The following is a 20835-nucleotide window of genomic DNA, read 5'->3' as shown; positions in this document are numbered from 1 at the left end:
TAAATCAACAGTAGGCATGTCGAGAATCTTTAGAAATATCAGAAAGAAGTTTTTGAGAGAAAATAGGTTTACCCGTTACCTTGTCTATGCCCTTGGAGAAATCGCGTTGGTGGTAATAGGAATCCTGATAGCCTTGTATCTCAATAATTTGAATAGTGAAAAACAAGCTGAAAAAGAAAACCAAAGGTTAATATCGGATCTTGAAAAGGGCTTGGTATCCAATCAGTTTTTACTCGAAAGGTTTACAAACAGGATATACACTCAGGATTCTATCATCGCATTGCTGATCGATAATAAACTCAATGAGGAAAGCTTTGTAAGAAACAGGACCTTAAATGATTTGATGTCCATCAATACACAGTACTCTTGGCTCAAGGATGAAAATATCTTGACAATTCTTCAAAAAGAAAGGGATTTCAGCCCCAAGTACAATGCCCTTTTTGCTTTGATCAAAAACTTCAAATCAAGGCTTGACGATTTGGAAAACACTGTAGATGAACTGAATCAACTTTCCAGCTGGAATGACAAAATAATGGCGGAGAGTTTTGAATGGTTTAGCGGAAATACCAAGGCTGATCAAACTCAAAAAATAGAATATATTCTAAATGATAGTTTTTACAAAAACCGCCTTGCGCTGTACAGGAAGGAATTCAACTCCCAAATATCACATATTACAGCTCTGGTGTCAATCAGAGCCGCAATAATGGGTGAAATCCAAAGGTTAAACAATAATTCACCAGATGACTGGGGATCATTTTTCGAATCACTTGGCCTGATTCCAATGATAGAAATCCCCTGCAACTCCGATCAGGTAGATGGCGAAAGAAATTTCAGTGGTTTGAATTTTTATCTGATTTTTAACAATACGCCCCAAGATATAGTGCTATACAGGTTAAGAGAATATTTAGATGTTTGGGAGGAATATTTTATCCCAGCCGAATCCTTTGAGATTTTGCCTCAAATACCCGGCAGAGGCTTTATGCTGGGTGATCCTGATAAGTGTCAAAAGCTTTTCATCACTCCAAAGACAGGTTTTTTGGTGGTCGAAGAATGATCACGATTCAAAAACTTGTTTTTTAAAGTGATGAAAAGCCTAAGTTCAAATTCTAATCTTCACTCCTCCATTGATTACAAAACCGTCAAGAGGTGCATAAATTTCCCTAAAATTGGGTTGGTCAAGTCTTCCTGTAAAGATCGAATCAAATCGGGTCTGTCTGGCATCCAGGAAATTCTCGAAATTGATATACACCGAGACATGTTCCCAGATTTTTTCAGCCATAAAGCCCATGATCCAATAGCTTTTGCCAACACTGCCATCGCTAAGTTGCTGGGCACTGAAATAGTAGGATTCCCATCCCACTTTCCATTTGTTATGCACCTCATAGAAAAGTACCGAATTGATCCTGTGTCTAGGTGTAAGTGGATTTTCCCTAACCTGATTTTCTTCTACGATCCTTGCATGGGTATAGGTATATCCCATAAACCATTTGAAATCTTTCCATTCCCACTTGACATTGGTCTCAACACCTTTGGTATCGCTGTAACCCTCAATATTGACAAACCTAAAAGAACTGACTGCCAAAGGTTCCAAAAAGAGAGGCCGGTCCAGGTAGGTATAGAAAAACATATGGTTGATGCTGACAAAGAGTTTATCATCAAACAAAGATTGGCGAAAGTTGAAGTCCCAATTGACTCCATAACTTTTTTCCAACACATTCCTATCAGGATCAATACCTTGAATATTCCTGTATTGCAATCTTTCACTCTCCTCAGTAAATATTGTTGGTGCTTTGTAGCCCAATCCACCACCCAAACGGGATGAAAATCGCTCTGACTGCTTCCAGAGCAAAGCCAACCTGGGAAGTACTGCCCAACCATACTCAACTACATAATCGCTGCGAAGGCCACTTTCCAAAATCCATGATGGATTCAAGGACCAAGTATTTTGTGCAAAAACCCCAACGGTGGTCAAGTTGTAATCCCGATCTGATGAAGAATTTATCTCTTCAAACCGTTCTGTCCAGAGATTTGCTCCCAGCACCCAGTCCATCTGATCATGATTGATTTGGTGATTGAGCTCTGTAAAACTTGACAATTGTGCTCCATCAAAAGTAAATGCATTGGTTGTAAGCGTTCTTTCAAAATAATTCACGGCATTTTTTACCACCCATTTTTTATGCTCACCTACGGAATGACTGAGTGAAAATTGCGAACTTATTCTTCCGCTTTCGTTGTTTTCAAAAAACAGGTTGCTTGCCGATGACTCATTCCTCAACAAAACCATATTCCCTCCTTTTCTGTCTTCATAATTGAAATTAAGCCCAAAGTCTATTTCTGTTTGACTAGTCGGATACACAAACAATCTTGGGTTGAACGTGAACCTGTTGAATTTGGGAATAGCAGAAAGGCCTATTCCTGCCGGATCATAAGGTTGGTTGGTGTTAAAGGCTGCAAATAGGGTAGTTCCCCATTTGTCATTTCTCTTGCCATAAAATGTGGAAGCATCAAATCCCCCGGCATTGGTGCCATTCAACAGAAAACTCAGTTCTCCTTCCTGAGTAGGTCTTTTGGAAATAAGGTTGACCAGGCCTGCAATGGCACCTCCACCGTAAAGGGTAGAAGAAGAGCCTTTGATGACTTCTACTTGTTGCAGGTCAAGTGGTGGAATCTGCAACAGTGATAGTCCTGAAGCCGCACCCGAATACAGTGGAAATCCATCCCTCAATAATTGTGTGTAGCGACCGTCAAGTCCCTGAATCCTAATGCTGGCATTTGCAGAGGTAGCCGAGGTAGTCTGCACCATAATTCCGGTACTTTCACTCAGCAAAACCCTGATATCCCCTGGCTTCATATTGACTTTCTCATCCAGCTCTTCTCCGGCGATAAACTCCACCCTTGTGGGAATATCAGCAATGGTTCTGCTGCTTCTGGTTGAAGAAATCACTACCTCTTCGAGGTCTCCGTGTGCTTCATGCAGGTACACAGCCACCTGATATGGAGAAATGAGTATATCCTCTTCCTTCAGGTTGAGCTCTTTTTTCTCGAAACCAATCAGACTGATACGTAAAGTGATATTTCCAGACGGTATGCGGTTCAAAACAGCCACTCCATCTTGGTCCGTAACAGCACCGATTTGGGTTCTGAGCATTTGAACTGTCGCTCCTGGTATTGGTTGTTCACTGTGCTCATCCAATACAAGGACATGGATTTCCTGTTGAGCCACAGTAAAATTGGTGACTCCTAGCAATAGGAGCACACCGATGATTCTTAAGATCATGGTTTAAATTGTTAAAAATGGTAAATGATAAAATGTGTTGCCTTTTAAGGGCTCAATAAAAAATCAGGAGATCTTGGGAGGATGCCAAAAAGGTACTTCTACGGTTATGTATCTGAGCTGTATTTGATCTAACCGCTCAATTGTAAATAGTGGCTGAGGTAGTTCCAACTTTAACGTACTGAATTCCTCATTAACAAAGTGAGAACATAATTTGCAGAATGAAAAGGGGGGACAACAGTCCGGTACTTCCCCAGAAGTACTTTCTTGATGATCATGCTCATGATGATTACAATCTTCCATGTTATGGATTGGGAATGCCATAAGCAGAAGTAAATAGATCAAAAGCAAAAAACTTCCCGGTTTCATACTTGAAATATAAGGGTATGTTTTGAAAAATATAAATATCTTCATTATTAGAGACTGAATCATAAACTTTAAACATCACTTGGCTTTCCAAGCAAAAACAGTTTTTTTCCACCCTTTCCATCTATTTTACCCATTTCCCAAGCATACTTTTCATCAGACAAGCCTTCTATCAATTGAGCCATATCTTCGAGGGTATAAGTCCTGGCATTAGAGACTGCACCATCCCAAGCGATAAGTAAAGGCAGGATGGGAATGAGGTAAGTAAACACCACTTGTTGCCAGGAAAGTGGCCTGATCATCGGAGTCAAAATCAGTGTGGCAATCAATGCAAAAGGGATGGCAAGCCACCATAGGAATATTGGTGGGGAATTGTCACTGATTTCATAAATCAGAATCGGCTGGCCGGAAATTTTGGCATTGGAGAGTATTTCGTGGGCAACTTCAGGTTTCATATGGTGTAAGCTGCTGACCATGGTTCTCAGCCCTTTGATTTCAGGAGATACCTTGGTGGCATCTAAAGAAGTAGTCAAGTACTGAATATTGTTGGCGGTGTCTGCGTTAAATTTATCAGCTGCTTTTTTATTTGGATACAAGTCGCTCAAAAGCAATTTATGACCTGGCTTTTTCTGTTGTAAATCATGAAAAATATCTGGCATTGGGCCACCATTTCCAGAACAGAGGTCAAGAATGACTTTTTCTTTGGTATGGGAAAGTCCTTTTTCGATGAGGGGCTTCATCAGATTTGCAGAATCTAACAGCTTATGAAAGTTACTGATATACCTCGTCATCAATACCCTGATCCAGTCAGGAAACCATGGCTGATCTTCAAATTCAAAAAGTTGGATGCGCTTCATAACATAAAGTTAATAGTTTTTTACCACGAAGTAATTGATAATTAGCTATTTGGTAAAAATACATTTGAACTTTATCGCATTTACCTAGATAGAATCAACCATGAATATCTTTGGCAATTTCCCAAAACATATTGACTCCTGTTTCTATCAATTCATCTGGAAAATCAAAGTTTGGTTCATGGAGCTGAGGCTGTTTTTTGCCCGATCCCAATCCAAAAAGTAAGGTCTTGGTATGCTTGGAAAACAAGCCAAAATCTTCTGACCATCTAAAAGGAATACGGATATGTTTTACTTTTAATTTCAGTTTTTTTGCTGCTTCATTGCCATATTCCCAAGCTTCTGGATCATTATGTGTGGCAGTAAAGCTCTCTGTATACTCAAAGGCTATTTCAAGTCCATACTCTTTGGCAATCTGAGTACAGAGTTTTTCAGAATAGGCTACCAAAAGATCCCTGGTCTCGTTTTCGTATGCCCTGAGGGTAGCACAGATAAGTGCTTCTCCTGGAGTAGTACCGAATGCCATTTCGCCTAACCTGGCATGGATGACGGTCACCAAAGTAAATTTTTTCATCGCATCCGGAAGCTTTTCCAAGGCTACAATACACTTGGACATAGCCTCCGCGGGCGAGTTGCCTGCTTCTGGATGAGCTGAATGAGAGTTTCTTCCTTTCAACCTAATTTTCAAACCCACCGATGCCGCTGCAAATGCGCCTTTTTTGATGACAATCTGATTTTTTTCATAGCCAGGCAAATTGTGGAGCGCAAAAGCAATATCAGGGTTGTGCTTATGGAACTTCTTGTCCTCCACAATGGCTAGCGCACCTTCTCCGGTTTCTTCTGCTGGTTGAAAAAGCAAGACCACTTTTCCTTTTTTTGGCCTTTCTTTGGAAAGCTTCATTCCCAATCCACTTATGATAGCCATATGCCCATCATGGCCACAGACATGGGATTTCCCTTCAACTTTACTTTTATGCCGAATATTGTTTTCTTCCCAGATTGGAAGACCGTCCAGTTCACAACGGTACATACTGGTCAAGCCCTCTTCCTGACCATTGTAGATAAATGCCAGACCATTTCCACCAAGGTTTTCGATTACTTCGTCAGGCTTGAGGTCTTTAAAAAATTCCACAACCCTTTTGGCCGTTTCTTTTTCCTCACCGGATAGTTCAGGATTTTGATGAAGTGTTTTTCTTAAATCTATTAATTGATTCAGTTCTGATTTGTTCATGAAAAGGTGTGGTTTGATCGTCAAATTAATTGATGCGCTTTTGTAATGACAAATTTAAAGCAATGATTGTTCCTATGCCCGGTTTTCAACCATCTCATTATTCAATTGGTATAATTTTTCCTCTTGAGGCACAAATACCTTACAGATTTCAAAGAACTTTTTTATATTGAAATGTGCTAACTTTTAAATCCATTTGAAAAATGACGACAGAACAGAAAACAACACTCGAAAAAGAAGTTGAAAACTTAAAGGCCTCCCTGACAGGAGACATGTTTCAAGACATGGAAACCAGAGACAAAATCCACAATTTGGAAATGCAGCTGAAAGGCGTAAAACCTATGGACAGCCATATTGACTGCATAGGTTGCGGTAGTTGATCATACCAAAATCAAAAAATATAGCCCTGTCGCAGTCAATCCGACAGGGTTTTTTATTGAATGCCTAACATATTTTAAAAGTGAAATCATGCCCAGATACTTTGTCATTTACAAACCTTTTGGAATCTTAAGCCAGTTTAGCGGCGATCAAAACACCCTTAAAGATGTTTTCGAATTCCCAAAAGATGTATATCCGGTAGGGCGCTTGGATAAGGATAGCGAAGGTTTGTTGTTGATAACAGACGACAAGGCGCTCAACCATTACCTTCTCAACCCTCAATTTTCCCATGACAGAGACTACCTTGTTCAGGTAGAAGGAACACCTGACGAGGAAGCCATTTCCCAATTGGAGAATGGTGTAGAAATCAATGTAGATGGAAGAACCTATTATACCAAAAGAGCAAAAGCTAAAATTCTGAGCACCGAGCCTGAACTACCTGCACGCAACCCTCCAATCAGGTTCCGGAAATCTGTTCCTGACACATGGATTCAACTGAGTTTGATTGAAGGAAAAAACAGGCAAGTGCGAAAAATGACAGCCGCAGTAGGCTTTCCTACTCTTCGCTTGGTACGTTGGTCCATGGAGAGTTTGGATATCGCAGGGTATGATGTTGGAGAAGTGAGAGAGCTTGAACAAGAGGAAATATACCGCTTACTTCAGGTCAACACAAGATTGCTCAACCAACAAAATTTAACATCAAACCAGAAATCTTTTTCTAAGTCTTACGTTAAAAAGCGAAAGTGATTTAACCCTGAGTTTAGCCATTTATCAATTACAAAAATCAGAAATTGGGATACGGGGTATTTTGTTTTAATTTAGCCCGAGGAAAAGAATTTACGAATGATGATTTACGATTTACGAGGTGCTTTCTAAGGGATTGGTTTAAGTAACTTTGAATCATCAATAAAAAAAATTGCAAAGAGGATAAGGAACCAAGGTTGAATGCTGATTTTAATATCCATTTATTTCAACCATATATCTACTATATTTCATTCAAAAAATAACAATAGCGTACTGAAACCATAACCACGGTTGATAATTAATTCAACTGTATATCAATTAAAACAACATGCATCAGGAAAAAATCCAACAGGTAATAGAAGAGGTAAAGAAAGTGGTAGTTGGTCAGGACAGGATGGTCAACAGGTTACTCATAGGCCTTTTTACCAATGGACATATTTTATTGGAAGGTGTACCGGGTTTGGCCAAGACTTTGACTGTCAACACCCTCGCCAAAGTCCTTCACCTAGATTTCAAAAGGATTCAATTTACGCCCGATCTTTTACCTTCTGACTTGGTAGGTACCATGATCTACAATCAACAAGAGGCCAGTTTTGAAGTAAAAAAAGGCCCTATTTTTTCGAATATTATCTTGGCCGATGAGGTCAACCGATCACCGGCCAAAGTGCAATCAGCACTATTGGAAGCTATGCAGGAGAAGCAAGTGACCATCGGAGAAACCACTTTCCAATTGGACAGGCCCTTTTTGGTATTGGCTACACAAAACCCGGTAGATCAAGAAGGAACCTACCCACTTCCAGAAGCACAGGTGGATAGGTTTATGATGAAGGTACATATTGACTATCCGAGCAAAGCAGATGAAATGGAGGTTATGAGAAGAATGGCCAATATGCAGTTTAGCAGTGAAGTAAATGCCATTCTCTCCAAAGAAGACATCTTTGCTATCAGGTCTGCTATCAATGAGGTCAAAATTGCCGAGCCATTAGAGCATTATATCATAGAACTTGTTTTTGCAACAAGGTTTCCTGAGAAATACGGATTGGCAGATGAGGCGAAATACATACAATTCGGTGTATCTCCAAGGGCAAGTATCAACCTCAACCTTGCTTCAAGGGCTTCTGCATTTATGCAAGGCAGAGATTTTGTGCTTCCTGAGGATATCAAGGCTGTGGCCGAAGATGTGCTCAACCACAGGATAATCCTCAACTATGAGGCAGAGGCAGATAATATCTCAACAAGAGACCTGATTCGGATATTTTTGGATAAAATACCAATTAATAAATCCGTAACATTGAAATAAGCTGAAATACACAGGATTTCGATACAAATTCAACATAATGCACCTGAGGGCTATTTCAATATTAATTTATTGTGATAGCCCTTTTACTTTTTGACCTATCTATTTAATGAATTGATAATTTTTCTGACCCTCTCACTTAACATTGTGTGATGACCTTTGTGCAGTTCTTAGCTGTACAAATATCATCAACATGAAAAAACAATTTTACTTCACTTTAATCGGTCTATTGGTATCGGGTATTGCAATGGCCCAATCAGGATCGATAAGAGGAGTCGTCTTTGACTCCGTTACCGGGGAAACCATCATCGGTGCCAATGTCAGGATTGAAGGTACTTCCATGGGAGTAGCCACAGGCCTTGACGGAGATTTTGAAATTAAAAATATACCCGTAGGTAAAAAAACAGTTATTGTCTCTTTTATAACCTATTCTTCTCAGGCGGTTGAGACAGAAATATTGGAGGGTCAAACTATTGATCTGAAGATAGAACTTCAAGAAGATATTTCAGATCTTGAAACTTTTACAATCACAGCGGTAAGAGAGACTTCATCAGATATTACACTCTTAAAAAATATCAAAGAAAGTCTGCAAGTTGTAAGTGGGATCTCAGCAGAATCAATAAAACGAACTTTGGACAGTGACGCTTCACAAGTGGTCAAAAGAATTCCAGGTGTCACTGTTGTTGGAGACAGGTTTATAGTAATCAGGGGTCTAAACGAAAGATACAATACTGTTCAGTTGCATAACATCAATGCCCCAAGTATGGAAGCAGATGTTAGGTCTTTTTCATTGGATGTTGTTCCCAGCAATATCATTGATCAAATATTGATTTATAAAAGCCCAGCTCCTGAATTGCCTGGAGATTTTTCAGGTGGAATGGTTAAAGTCTTTACAAAGAGTATTCCTGATGGCACATCAACAACCGTAGATATATCTACTGGCTTTAGAAAGGGCAGTTCACTTCGCAATTTTAGAGGGGAAAATAGGAGAGAAAACCATTGGTTAGGATTCAATGATGGTGCCAATGATCTTCCATCAGATTTTCCAGAGAGACTTACAGGTCTCTCAAACAATGAAATTGACCAAGCTGGAAGGTCTTTACCTAACAATTGGGAAGAGATGAACTATAACTCTGGATTGGATTCCAGATGGGCCGTTACCCACAACTTTAGAAAGGATCTGGGGAAAAAAGGTATGCAACTCGGAAACACAACCAGCTTGCAATATTCCAACACCAAGACCATTTTCAATGTAGAAAACAATGCATTTGAGGCCTTTGATTTTGAAGCCAACCAACCAAAATTACGGTATTCATTTATGGATGTAGAATACGGCCAAGAAATCATGGCAGGAGCTGTTTTCAACTGGGCTTTAAAAATAAATGACAACAACACGATTGAACTTAAGAATCTTTATCAAAGACTAACTACCCATGATTTTATTGATCGATTTGGAGATCAAATTGCACAAGGTTTTACGCAAAATAATTTTGCTTTTTTCAACGAGTACCGTGGAATATATTCTGGTCAATTGGTAGGTACACATCAATTTTGGAATGAAAGTGCCAAAATTGAATGGGTTGGAGGTTACGGTCTTTCTTATAATGAGATGCCTGATTACAGGAGGTACAGAACCAATGTAGTGGACGCAGCTACCGGTGAATCAGTTCTTTTTATTCCTAGGGGTCAGACGCCTGACTTTTTAGGAAAGTTCTATTCCTCAATGAGAGAAAACATCTATTCCTTTAGCCTGAATTTTGAAGAAAGATTCAACCTTAATAAAAATACCGCTTTCAAGCCTATTATGAAGGCTGGTATTTATTTTGAAAACAGAGATCGAACATTTTCTGCCAGAAACCTTGGCTTTAGTAGAGGTGTGAATTTCTCGGAAGAGCTTACTCAAATAGGTATAGGAGAACTTTTTGATCCTTCGAATATCAGCGTGTTGAATGGAATCAGGCTCGGAGAAAATTTTGCCACTAGCAACTTCTATAATGCTTCCAATGTACTTCGCGCATACTACCTATCCCTGAACCTACCTTTAGGTAAATTTAATCTATCTGGCGGACTTCGTATAGAAGATAACGATCAGAGGCTTCAAAGCCCTGATAGGTTCCAACCTGGAACCCCTACACCCCCAATTGAACCAGTGATCATAGATCAAGTCGATCTTCTTCCCTCAGTAACCCTTGCTTATAACATAAATCCCAAGATGGTTCTGAAAGGTGTGTATGGAAAAACACTAAACAGACCTGAATTTAGAGAGATTGCACCATTTGGATTTTATGACTTCATATTTGACGCAACTGTAACAGGATTTTCATTTTTGAAAAATGCCCAAATACACAACTTTGATTTGAGGTGGGAAATGTATCCTAGCTTGACAGAAACTATATCTTTTGCGCTTTTTTATAAAGACTTTAAGGATCCAATAGAGTCTCTGTACGGAAACTTTGGCTCTGAGCAATCCACCTTCTTATTCAGAAATACCGAAAGAGCTTATGCCCGTGGTATTGAAATGGATATGAGAAAATCCTTGGCAAATGTATTTAGAAGCAGATTCTTAAGCAGAATTAGCCTCCTCGCAAACATCTCTTTAATTGACTCAAGAGTCACTTTAGGTGATGAACTTTCGGAACTTTTAAGAGCAGTGGATAGACCGCTACAAGGCCAATCTAATTTTATTGTTAACTCAGGAATTTACTATGACAACGAACTTTCCGGACTTCAAGTCAACCTGAATTACAATGTAATCGGAAAAAGAATTTTGCTAGTAGGAGCTGGTGCTATTCCAGATACCTACGAAATGCCAAGAAATGTGCTTGACCTTTCTGTCAAAAAATCAATTACTCCGAAAATCTCCATCAAGGCCGGCATTAAAGACATCTTTAATCAGGAGTTCCTCCTTTTACAGGATGGAAACGAAGATGGAAAATTTGACCGCAATAATGATCAGGCATTTAGAAGATTTAAACCTGGAACCCAATACTCTTTAGGTGTATCATATGAATTCTAACAAATTACTAAACTTTATATCAACCAATGAAAAAAAATGATTTGAAAAATGCTTTCAATCTAGGATGGAAAGCTTTATCGATGGTGACGTTAATGGCGTCATTCATGTTTCTGATTTCCTGCGGAGAGGACGAAACACCAGTAGGTGCTCCTCCCTCAGTATCAGTAAGCCCTCCTTCTGCATCCGGCATCATAGGAGCGGAAGTTTCCACGCAGGTCAATATCAATGCCCCAGCTGGAATCAAGAATTTGAGAATTTTGAAAAATGGCGCACCAAATGCCGCTTATCCTGATGTAAACCTTACAGGAACCAGTTCAACCTATGATTTGGCTTATACTATCGAACCTAGTCTACAGGAAGGTGCTCAAGTCAATTTCACATTTGTCGTTACTGACTTATTGGATAGAGCCGCAACTAGTGATCCATTTACCGTTACGGTATCTGCTCTGCCTCCTAAGCCGAGGGTACAATTGGGCGGAGTAACTAGATTAGCCGGATATGACGAACATATACCAGGTATCGCAGTAACAGGTATTGAAGGTTCTTATCTAGAAGAAAGAAATGTCACACTTACCGCTGATAAAGATTACTACCTAATTGGATTTGTAAGAGTGGGCCCAATACCTGCAGCCGGCCAAACTCCACAAAATGATGATGGAAGAACTGAAGGTGTCCTCACTATCGAACCAGGAACAATAATTTTTGGTGATGAAGCTACCAAAGGTACATTGGTAATTCAAAGAGGTGGAAAAATTATCGCCGAAGGTGAGCGTGAAAACCCTATTGTATTCACTTCAGCAAATGCTCCTGGTGAAAGAACTCCTGGAGATTGGGGTGGTGTAGTTATGTGTGGTAGAGCAAAAAATAACGAAGGACCAAATGTTCAATTAGAAGGTGGATATGGTGCTTGGCACGGTGGTTCTGACGATGATGATGATAGCGGTATTTTCAAATATGTAAGAATTGAGTGGGCAGGTATTCCTATCAACCCGAATGAAGAAGTCAATACCCTGACAATGGGTAGTGTAGGAAGAACTACTGTCATAGAATACGTTCAGGCTTCATTTGGTCTTGATGATCAATTCGAGTGGTTTGGTGGTACTGTTGATGGAAGATATTTGATTGCATACAGAGGCTTGGATGATGATTTTGATGTTGATTTGGGACATAGCGGAAACATTCAGTTTGGAATTGGAATCAGAGATGCGAAAGACGCAGATCAGTCAGGTTCTAATGGTTTTGAGGTAGATAACAATGGAAGTGGCGAACTTAGAGAGCCTTTTACTTCCTCTGTGTTTTCAAACATTACTATCATTGGTCCTAAAAAAGTTAGAGAAACATCAATTTCAGCTGAATTTCAACACGCAGCTCAGCTAAGAAGAAGCAGCAAGCTTAAAATTTATAACTCTATCATTACAGGATATCCTATGGGTATTTTCATTGACGGAAACAGTACTGCACAGTTTGCCGAAAATGATGAACTTCAACTAAGAAATGTAATCCTTGCCGGTGTTAGAGGCTGGGGAGGAAATGGTTTTGGAAAAGCATATGATCCAAACAGAGCTTTTGACCATCAAAGTGCTGTCAATGCAGCAAGCTATCCAGATCTTCAGGCAGAAGGACTTCCTTTCTTAGATGCAAACGGAAACGCAAGAGGAAACCACCCTGGTGCAGAACCTAGAGGACATTCAATCAGATGGAACCTAGCTGAATTTGATGCAGTATCTTGGTTTAACACTCCTAGCTTTGGCAATCAGTTCTTTGGCGCTTGGGATGAAATTGGAATCAGTTCATCCGTATTTGATCTTGGTGTGCCAACTTTCACAATTGAATCTGAAAGTGCAGCTGCTACCGGTGCAGCTTGGAACAATGTACCATTCGCTCAGTCAAGCACTAAGAGTAGTTGGTTTGGATCTTTCGAAGAAGTTCCATTCGTAGGTGCTTTCGGTACTTCTGGAGACTGGACCGAAGGTTGGGCCAACTTTAGCAGAAACACTGTTTACAGAGACTAATTTATTCCTTTAAGAGCCAAGTCTGTACTGCAGGCTTGGCTCTATTTATTTACTTGCTGTATGAGAATAATACTATCAATCATTGCTGTACTTTCCATTTTGACTTTTACTTCTTGCAAGAAAACACAACAGAAATACAACGTTGAAAACTTTTATAGCCAAAGTGAGCAAGATACCATTATGGCCAATATTATCACCCACATATATAAAGTCCCTCGCGGAGCTGACCCAAAAAGAAAACATGACTTAGAATACAGGAGCTTGTATGTAAGTCAAATTCCTGAATTTGAATTTGTTTATTTCCATATAGAGCCAGAAGACAGTTTACACTTCTTTTACCTAATTAGACCTGCCAGAAATGAAAAAGGTCATAAAAGAGGGGTCTTGGGAAAATTCAAGGTCGATGAAAACCTAAAACTTGTTGATTTTGAAGAAACAGCTGTAACCCCAATGATGGCAAAGGAAGAAATCCTAGAAAAGGGAGAGTTTCTGTGGGAGGATCTTATGTACTACAAAAATGTGGATAGGTATTATCTGAATAAGCAGTTTGTTGAGTTTCCAGATGAGAGAACTAGATATGACAAATCTAAACATGAATGGACTTACGAAAAGCTGAATGAACTCTGAGGACTAAAGTCATTTGTAATTCGTCTGCCATGGTTTTCTTTTTGAATTTACCTTGCAAAATGGCTATAGACGGATACGGTGGGGGAAGGAAGTACTGATCGATTTTAAGGTAAATGTACAGCAAACGATACCTCGATCAACACTCTTAAACCTCCACCGTTATTTTTTTGGTAATTTAGGCAAAAATAGATTCTTGCAAAGCGCTTGAAATTTTACCTAGGTAAAGGTCTTATGATATTGTTGTTAAAAGTGGATTTGTTAAAGGTTAAAAGTTAAGACCAATACTTAAATTAAGGTTACCCTCAAGTAGCTTACTTCTCGTACTCCTATAACTGAAGAAATAGGTTTTCAATCTTAAAAAAATATTAAACTTTAAAAAAGATAAAAAAACCCTTGATCCAGCTGTTGCTGAACTAAGGGTTTTGTTCCTCAATACTATTGTTCCAAAAAACCTTAAACTAGGTTCTCTTTTTTACATTTTGATTTCAATTTCAGCATCATCCTTCATTTTCCTTTTTACTTTGGTAAATAAAGCTTCATTGACTTCACTGTTGATCAAAAGTACCCCATTGGTGATTTCTGCATTTTCTAATTCAGCACTCGAAAGACCCGAAAACCAGTTAGAAGGATACATTTCAAATAAAAACAGGGGGTTATTTACCCGGTCAACCTGAAAATATTCTCCCTCTGCAGCCTCAATTTCTACTTCAAATTCGAAGTCATCATCAAAATATTCAAACTGAAGCGGGATGGAATTTCCATCGGGGTCTGTAAAAGTACCCGCCAGAAATATCGCTGGCTCATCGTTGGCATTTTCTAGCTCAAATTCAAATTCTATTTCCTCATACTCACCTTCAGCGATTTCAATAAAAAAATCTGCGTTTTCGTCAAATCTATCCAAGGTGATTTTCTTAGGTTGGTCATATTCAATTTCAAATTCCTTCTCGAACCTTCCATTGGCAGTCCTACCCTCTGTTTCTAATGAAATCTCTTCTACATGAAAATAACCACTTTCAATTACAACAGCAGACTCCAACACCCGTGCGTTTGCATTTGTACCAGTTTGATCCGATGATAGTTTAAATGCTATCCCAATAGCAGGAGCATCACCAGGACGGAATCCATCATTTTCTTCTTGGCAGGATGTCATCAAGGCGATAAAGCCAAGACATCCCATTAAATAAATTAATTTTGATTTAATCATAATTGGTCAGTTTGTTCAGTGCCGCATAACCAACTTCTATTCCAATCTTATCTCATCATTTATTTTTCACCAAAAATTGATTCCTTCCTCATGATATTGTCGAATAATGATAATGTCTTGAGTTTCTGAGTATGCGTTCAAAAGTAAGGGCTACCATAGCTGAGGGCACAGATGTACCACTTTATATTTTAGGTTCCAGTACGGATAGTGCGCATCTGGCAGCCAAAAACGGGTTGCCTTATGCTTTTGCAAGTCATTTTGCGGCTACTCATTTATTCAATGCTTTAAAAATTTACAAGGAAGAGTTTAAGCCTTCTGAATTTCTCAAACAGCCATATACCCTTGCAGGGATAAATGTTTTTGTTGCGGATACTGATGAAGAAGCTGAAAGGTTATTTACTATCTTGATTAAGATGTTTTTTGGTGTGTTGACAGGTACTAAGGAACCGCTACAAGCTCCAACGGAAATGAACCAGGAATTAAAGGAAGTCATGAACCATCCTGCTATGCATCAATTCCTGAAATATTCTTTTGTAGGCAGCAAGCAAACTGTAAAAAATCAAATAATGGAATTTGTTGTAAAAACTGGGGTGGATGAACTTATAGCCGTGTCTACCATGTATGCCCTAGAAGACCGGATAAAATCTACAAAATTATTTGCAGAGCTTATGATGGCAATAAATGAGGAAAGGTAAATTAGAGTTCAACCCTTTCAGGGTTGATGCCACGCATCATCTTTCACCATTACCCTAGGTTTCACCTAGGGCTATTGAAAAGTTTGACCATTTCATGGTCGTTTACCTGGATTCAATCTTCAGAATATCAAGCTTCGGTGCCGATAGTGATCTATTCAGAACAGGATGTTCAAAATTGTTGCCTCACCTATCATCATTCTCCTTTACACTAAGTTTCATATGGGGCTATTGAAAAGTTTGACCATTTCATGGTCGTTTATCTGGATTCAATCTTCAGAATATCAAGCTTCGGTGCCGATTGATCTATTCAGAACAGGATGTTCAAAATTGTTGCCTCACCTTTCATCATTCTCCTTTACCCTAAGTTTCATATGGAGCTATTGAAAAGTTTGACCATTTCATGGTCGTTTAACTGGATTCAATCTTCAGAATATCAAGCTTCGGTGCCGATAGTGATCTATTCAGAACAGGATGTTCAAAATTGTTGCCTCACCTTTCATCATTCTCCTTTACCCTAAGTTTCATATGGGGCTATTGAAAAGTTTGACCACTTCATAATGACTTCTCAAATTTAAATTATCATCAAAATAAAAGAAACGTTCATCCCGACGAATGAAGTGATTACTGGAGGTTTAATCTCCCAATTTCACTAATGCAAGCCAAGGGAAAATTCAGGAAAAAACCATGAAATTCCTGCTTGCCACCTTTGTATAACCCCAAGAGAAAACCATAGGTTGAAAAGAAACTCAAACCTCCTCCCGACACTGAAACGATAGTTCCGATGTCCTATATGACCCTGAAAGGGTCAAACCTCTCAATAACCGCGGGTGAAACCCGTGGATAAGGAATCTTAAGGCGATACTCTCTCGACCCTGAAAGGGTCGAACTTATTTACCCCTGAAAGGCCTGAGAAAGCCGAAGCATATTGACATTCAATCCATTTTTCCTGAAATTATGTTTTCACTTTTAACTTCCATTTTTTATGAGCCCCTACACACAGTTTATTTACCACATCGTCTTTTCAACAAAACACCGTGAACCTACACTACTTCACCATGAAAAAAAGAGGCTTTACGCCTATATCCATCATTTGCTAACAAACAAAAAATGCCATCTATACCGGATCAATGGTGTAGAAGACCACATCCACATTTTGACGCATATCCATCCAACAATCCCCGTTTCGAATTTAATCAAGGACATCAAACTTGCTTCAAACGATTTTATTACAAAAGAAGGAATATTCCCGAAATTCAATGGTTGGCAAGATGGTTATGGCGCTTTTTCCGAAACCATCAAGGCCAAGGAAAGATTGGTCAAATACATCAAAAATCAGGAGATTCATCATAAGGATGTGTCGTTCTTGGAAGAGTACAAGTCCTTACTTGAGGAATACGAAATCAAATTTGATCCGAAGTTTTTGCTATAGGTTTGGGTTTCCAATAGTGCTAAATTAGTTCAACCCTTTCAGGGTTGATGCCACGCATCATCTTTCACCATTACCCTAGGTTTCACCTAGGGCTATTGAAAAGTTTGACCATTTCATGGTCATTATTCCGGACTCAAACTTTTGCCTTAATTTTCACCTAGGGTTATTCAAAAATTCGGCCTCCCGATTCTAGGGACAAGCATTTCTGGGTCGTGATTGTAGTTTCATATTCTTGTTAAAGCTTGTCCATAATCAACCTGTGAAAAATCACTAAACCCTGGTTTTTTTAGCCGTTCTCTGAATCTTCGCTCCAACTTTAAAGCACAGGATTGCTTCTTTTTACAAACTCATTATTGAAGGAATACACCAGACTGATGTTCCAGATCCAGTTGTCTACTTCTATTTCAGAAATAATTTTTTTGCTGATGATGGATCCTATAGAAATCGGAAAGTCTTTTTTACCAATCAAAAATGAGCCACTTGCAAAATACCCGTCTTTTTCATTCATCTTGAGGTAAAAAAGCTGAGGCTTGGCATTGAGAAAAAACTTCTCTGAAAGCCTCAAGTTGGTATGCGATGATCCAAAGGCTACAAACTGATTGATGGCTAAAGGTCCCTTACCCAAACTCCTGCCTTGGAGATAAAGAAAAGTCAATTTGTTGTCAGCATTGAAATGATAACTTGGGGAAATCTCACCTGCAAAAAACCTGTTTGTCTTCATGGTCTCCACCATATCCCCATTATCGTCCTCCACCATGATGGTTTCGAAAATATAAGCAGGGTGAGCACCTACATGAAGCTTGAATTTTTCGGATTTGATAATCTTATACCTCCACCAAAGGATAAAAGACCAAGGCTGCCCATCAATGGCAAAACGCATTTCTGGGTCAAAACTCAATCGCTCCCCACCAAAAGATAATTCAAATATTGCCGCAGGCGCATTCAATGAAAAGGCTGGAATCAGAGAAAGACCATTATTGGTGACACTGATATTTCCCCGAAAATGGATGTTATCAGTGTCTTGTCCTATTGCTCCTTGTTGAAAACCAAAGGCAAACAGGGCAATTAGAACAATCAGTCCGGCTTTATTATTTCGGTAATCTTTCAGAAGATTTAGGAAGTCTTTTGCTTGTTTTTGATACTGGGTGATAGCAATCAGCATGTTCCTCATATTTTTGTAATGCAAATATGTCGGTTTTCTTTTATTTAAATAGAATACGAATCAAAGCAATGAATACGAAAATCAAACGCCTAATACCTCATCCCCACTTTTAATCCTCCATAGAAATTTCTTCCTGGGGCTGGTTGATAGAACCTGTTGGCAAAAGCATTAAGGTCATTTCCCAAACTATAGGTCTCGTCCAGCAGGTTATCTACGCCTCCATACACCTCGACATCCCACCTACTTCCAAGAGTATTTCTCCAACCTACTCTCGAACCGACAAGGTTGTAAGCTTCTTGAAACACTGTATTGGCATCATTCAAAGGGATTTCATCTACATATTGATGGGTAAAATTCAGATAAAACCCAATCTTACTCCTAATATCCAGCAAATTGACCAAGGTATTGGGAGAAACACCTGTCAGTTGATTTCCTGAAAAATCATTGCCAGCTCTTTCAAAATCTGCAAAAGTAAAATAGTGCCCTGTGAATGCATGACTCAATTTGACTTCCTCAATCAAACTCCCCTGACTTCTGTACGGTGCATAGTCTATGCTGACTTCAAGCCCTTTTTGGTCTGTGGCCCCTGCATTTCTGAATAAAACCACTCCCTGCTCATTGGTAAAGGTGGTAATGGTCTGATCAAGTTTGAAATAAAAGGCAGTAAAGTCCAAGTTGAAAATCCCCAATTGACTCCGGTATCCTGCCTCATAATTGATGCCTCTTTCTGCCTCCAAATCTAGATTGATACTGCCTTCATTGGTTCTGACTTCCGCAATAGTTGGAGGAGAAAAGCCCGAACTGATGCTGCCATGTATTCCCGAGCGCTCGTTGACTTTATATACCAAGGCAATTCTGGGAATCAATATCGGATCAAATCTCCTCTGGTTTTCTGATGGTTCATTTGGTCCTGCATCAATGGCCCTGTTGATGTCATATCGTGAAAAATTCTCAGAAAACCCCAAGGTCATGAGCAACTTTGATGTCCACTCTATCTCCAACTGTTGGAAAAGAAAAGCCTGGGTCGTCACCAAATCATCACTAAACCTCACTGTATCTGCCTGTCCATTTCTATTGCCGAAATTCTGGGCAGTAGTATTGCCATACTGATACTCTCCACCAAGCAAAAGCCTGACTGGAAAATTCCCCCAAGTATCTTCCAAGACAAATTTGGTCCTTCCTCCATAACTTAAGGCTGTTTCTCTTTTATAATCCAAAATAAAGGGATTTTCAAACTCCTTGCTATTTAGATACAAGGCAGTATTGTTTTCCCACTTAGTTCCCAATTCAATACGGTGATTCAATGTACCAAAAACCGTTTTTTGAGCAATCGAACTATTTTGCTCCACAGATCCCGGCCTTGCTTGTCTTCTATCTTCTTCGAGTTGTGCAGTCGTGAGGGCTCCCGGAATCTGATAATCCAGGTCTGAGTACAGGACCTGAGCTGAAAGAGATTGTTTGTCAGAAATATCAGAATTCAAGGCCAGTTGGAAAACTTTCCTATCCACAGCACTATGTTCCCGAAAACCTTCGGATGTCTGTCTGACATAAGAGGCGCTGACACTGCCTTTTTCCAATTTTTGGTCTACCCCAATCCGGTAGCGCAACAAGCCAAAATCCCCAACTCCAATATCAGAAGAAAAGTAGTTCTCTGTGATTTTCTTTTTACTTTCAAAGCTGAACACTCCCCCATTTCCTGCTCCAAAAATACTCCCCGCAGGACCTTTGATGATTTCTGTATTTTGGATATTGGCAAGGTCAAGGATATTCAAGTCTGTCGTGCCATCAGGAAAAGTAAAAGGAATATCGTTCCAATACACCTTCACATTTCTTACACCAAAAGGAGAGCGTAAAGAACTCCCCCTGATCGAAACCCTATAACTGGCCGGCGCGCGTTGTTCTATCCTGATACCCGGTTTGGTATTGAAGGCACTCAAGATCGAGTTTTCATTGAAGCGATAAAGCTCATTTTCCAAAACCTTGGAAATAGCACCTGCCTGATGCACCAATGGCCTTTCGGATTCAAATCCACTTACTACCACCTCGCTCAAAGCATTGGTGGAAGGCTGCATGCTCACTTCTACATCACTTTCCGGAGCGACTTGCATGGAAAGGGTTTCAAATGCCACATGTGAAAAGACAAGAATACTAGACTTATCCAAGTTGATTATAACTTTTCCATTATTGTCAGAAACTTTATTTTCCTGTCCTTGTATTTTGACCAGCACCCCTGGAATACTTTCTCCACTATTGCCATCTGAAATAGTAATGGTGGTCTGTGCAAAAAGATTGGTTGACATTAGAAGAAAAATCCATAAAATATGTCGCATAATTAATCAAGTTTTGCGAAAGGTACGTGTATTGTTCAATGGATAAAACTCCATTTATCACAGTTGGTTGTATATTGGTTATAGAGGCAGGATTTTTCGGATGAATGTGAAAAGACGATGCCTTAAATACTGAATTGACCAAATGGATAAAATTTTTATGATTTCTGCTTATATCCTTTTACCTTTTTCCACAATTAGCAATTGATTGATTTTCAATTA

General features: G+C 39.4%; 15 protein-coding genes. 9 read left to right on the top strand and 6 right to left on the bottom strand.

The features are described 5' to 3' along the window. Nucleotides 1-16 precede the first annotated feature (16 nt). On the top strand, nucleotides 17-1054 hold the full coding sequence (locus CLW00_RS04930) for a hypothetical protein (RefSeq protein WP_106132536.1): 1038 nt from the start codon (nucleotides 17-19) through the stop codon (nucleotides 1052-1054). A gap of 45 nt (nucleotides 1055-1099) precedes the next feature. Here CLW00_RS04930 and CLW00_RS04925 read toward each other — a convergent pair whose 3' ends face one another. The 3 genes from CLW00_RS04925 to CLW00_RS04915 form a co-directional block, all read right to left on the bottom strand. After that, a complete protein-coding gene (locus CLW00_RS04925) occupies nucleotides 1100-3277 on the bottom strand; it encodes a TonB-dependent receptor (RefSeq protein ID WP_106132535.1) in 2178 nt (725 codons plus the stop codon). A gap of 434 nt (nucleotides 3278-3711) precedes the next feature. Then, complete coding sequence (locus CLW00_RS04920) at nucleotides 3712-4497, bottom strand: hypothetical protein (RefSeq protein ID WP_245917169.1); 786 nt, start codon at nucleotides 4495-4497, stop codon at nucleotides 3712-3714. Between the two features lie 94 nt (nucleotides 4498-4591). Beyond that, entirely contained in the window at nucleotides 4592-5725 is a 1134-nt protein-coding gene (locus CLW00_RS04915) for an amidohydrolase (RefSeq protein ID WP_106132534.1), read from the bottom strand. Nucleotides 5726-5925: 200 nt separating this feature from the next. On the opposite strand from CLW00_RS04915, the gene CLW00_RS21345 reads away from it, so the two are divergent. From CLW00_RS21345 to CLW00_RS04890, 6 genes are all read left to right on the top strand, one after another. Then, nucleotides 5926-6102 (top strand): hypothetical protein, encoded by a 177-nt coding sequence (locus CLW00_RS21345; RefSeq protein WP_170073172.1) that lies wholly within the window; start codon nucleotides 5926-5928, stop codon nucleotides 6100-6102. A gap of 88 nt (nucleotides 6103-6190) precedes the next feature. Next, on the top strand, nucleotides 6191-6847 hold the full coding sequence (locus CLW00_RS04910; RefSeq protein WP_211300150.1) for a pseudouridine synthase: 657 nt from the start codon (nucleotides 6191-6193) through the stop codon (nucleotides 6845-6847). Between the two features lie 325 nt (nucleotides 6848-7172). After that, on the top strand, nucleotides 7173-8144 hold the full coding sequence (locus tag CLW00_RS04905) for an AAA family ATPase (protein WP_106132532.1): 972 nt from the start codon (nucleotides 7173-7175) through the stop codon (nucleotides 8142-8144). A gap of 190 nt (nucleotides 8145-8334) precedes the next feature. After that, the gene (locus tag CLW00_RS04900) at nucleotides 8335-11157 is read left to right on the top strand and encodes a TonB-dependent receptor (protein WP_106132531.1); all 2823 of its coding nucleotides are present in this window, start codon (nucleotides 8335-8337) and stop codon (nucleotides 11155-11157) included. Nucleotides 11158-11183: 26 nt separating this feature from the next. Beyond that, the gene (locus CLW00_RS04895; protein ID WP_106132530.1) at nucleotides 11184-13169 is read left to right on the top strand and encodes a cell shape-determining protein MreB; all 1986 of its coding nucleotides are present in this window, start codon (nucleotides 11184-11186) and stop codon (nucleotides 13167-13169) included. Nucleotides 13170-13229: 60 nt separating this feature from the next. Beyond that, a complete protein-coding gene (locus tag CLW00_RS04890) occupies nucleotides 13230-13796 on the top strand; it encodes a hypothetical protein (protein WP_106132529.1) in 567 nt (188 codons plus the stop codon). Between the two features lie 472 nt (nucleotides 13797-14268). Here the strand turns inward: CLW00_RS04890 and CLW00_RS04885 are convergent, their stop codons facing one another. Continuing rightward, nucleotides 14269-15000 carry a hypothetical protein gene (locus CLW00_RS04885; RefSeq protein WP_146131368.1) on the bottom strand — a complete coding sequence of 244 codons (732 nt, stop codon included), beginning with the start codon at nucleotides 14998-15000 and terminating at the stop codon, nucleotides 14269-14271. Nucleotides 15001-15131: 131 nt separating this feature from the next. On the opposite strand from CLW00_RS04885, the gene CLW00_RS04880 reads away from it, so the two are divergent. Both CLW00_RS04880 and tnpA read left to right on the top strand, forming a co-directional pair. Beyond that, complete coding sequence (locus CLW00_RS04880; protein ID WP_106132527.1) at nucleotides 15132-15695, top strand: LLM class flavin-dependent oxidoreductase; 564 nt, start codon at nucleotides 15132-15134, stop codon at nucleotides 15693-15695. A 982-nt stretch (nucleotides 15696-16677) separates the two neighbouring features. After that, nucleotides 16678-17124: an IS200/IS605 family transposase gene (tnpA, locus tag CLW00_RS04875; protein ID WP_106132526.1), complete on the top strand. Its 447-nt coding sequence runs from the start codon at nucleotides 16678-16680 to the stop codon at nucleotides 17122-17124. 316 nt (nucleotides 17125-17440) lie between these two features. Here tnpA and CLW00_RS04870 read toward each other — a convergent pair whose 3' ends face one another. Together CLW00_RS04870 and CLW00_RS04865 are read right to left on the bottom strand one after the other, a co-directional pair. Beyond that, nucleotides 17441-18286: a hypothetical protein gene (locus CLW00_RS04870; RefSeq protein WP_245917168.1), complete on the bottom strand. Its 846-nt coding sequence runs from the start codon at nucleotides 18284-18286 to the stop codon at nucleotides 17441-17443. Between the two features lie 89 nt (nucleotides 18287-18375). Next, a complete protein-coding gene (locus CLW00_RS04865) occupies nucleotides 18376-20616 on the bottom strand; it encodes a TonB-dependent receptor domain-containing protein (protein ID WP_106132525.1) in 2241 nt (746 codons plus the stop codon). Between the last annotated feature and the right edge of the window lie 219 nt (nucleotides 20617-20835).

The organism is Mongoliibacter ruber, from assembly GCF_003003005.1.
GTDB lineage: Bacteria > Bacteroidota > Bacteroidia > Cytophagales > Cyclobacteriaceae > Mongoliibacter > Mongoliibacter ruber.
Note: the sequence above shows the minus strand (reverse complement) of the source record. Positions and strands in the feature narration are given on the sequence as shown.

Excerpts from the sequence above, each read along its gene's own strand:
- CLW00_RS04930 (WP_106132536.1), top strand. The coding sequence starts at position 17 with ATGTCGAGAATCTTTAGAAATATCAGAAAGAAGTTTTTGAGAGAAAAT.
- CLW00_RS04925 (WP_106132535.1), bottom strand. The coding sequence starts at position 3,277 with ATGATCTTAAGAATCATCGGTGTGCTCCTATTGCTAGGAGTCACCAAT.
- CLW00_RS04920 (WP_245917169.1), bottom strand. The coding sequence starts at position 4,497 with ATGAAGCGCATCCAACTTTTTGAATTTGAAGATCAGCCATGGTTTCCT.
- CLW00_RS04915 (WP_106132534.1), bottom strand. The coding sequence starts at position 5,725 with ATGAACAAATCAGAACTGAATCAATTAATAGATTTAAGAAAAACACTT.
- CLW00_RS21345 (WP_170073172.1), top strand. The coding sequence starts at position 5,926 with ATGACGACAGAACAGAAAACAACACTCGAAAAAGAAGTTGAAAACTTA.
- CLW00_RS04910 (WP_211300150.1), top strand. The coding sequence starts at position 6,191 with ATGCCCAGATACTTTGTCATTTACAAACCTTTTGGAATCTTAAGCCAG.
- CLW00_RS04905 (WP_106132532.1), top strand. The coding sequence starts at position 7,173 with ATGCATCAGGAAAAAATCCAACAGGTAATAGAAGAGGTAAAGAAAGTG.
- CLW00_RS04900 (WP_106132531.1), top strand. The coding sequence starts at position 8,335 with ATGAAAAAACAATTTTACTTCACTTTAATCGGTCTATTGGTATCGGGT.
- CLW00_RS04895 (WP_106132530.1), top strand. The coding sequence starts at position 11,184 with ATGAAAAAAAATGATTTGAAAAATGCTTTCAATCTAGGATGGAAAGCT.
- CLW00_RS04890 (WP_106132529.1), top strand. The coding sequence starts at position 13,230 with ATGAGAATAATACTATCAATCATTGCTGTACTTTCCATTTTGACTTTT.
- CLW00_RS04885 (WP_146131368.1), bottom strand. The coding sequence starts at position 15,000 with ATGATTAAATCAAAATTAATTTATTTAATGGGATGTCTTGGCTTTATC.
- CLW00_RS04880 (WP_106132527.1), top strand. The coding sequence starts at position 15,132 with ATGCGTTCAAAAGTAAGGGCTACCATAGCTGAGGGCACAGATGTACCA.
- tnpA (WP_106132526.1), top strand. The coding sequence starts at position 16,678 with ATGAGCCCCTACACACAGTTTATTTACCACATCGTCTTTTCAACAAAA.
- CLW00_RS04870 (WP_245917168.1), bottom strand. The coding sequence starts at position 18,286 with ATGCTGATTGCTATCACCCAGTATCAAAAACAAGCAAAAGACTTCCTA.
- CLW00_RS04865 (WP_106132525.1), bottom strand. The coding sequence starts at position 20,616 with ATGCGACATATTTTATGGATTTTTCTTCTAATGTCAACCAATCTTTTT.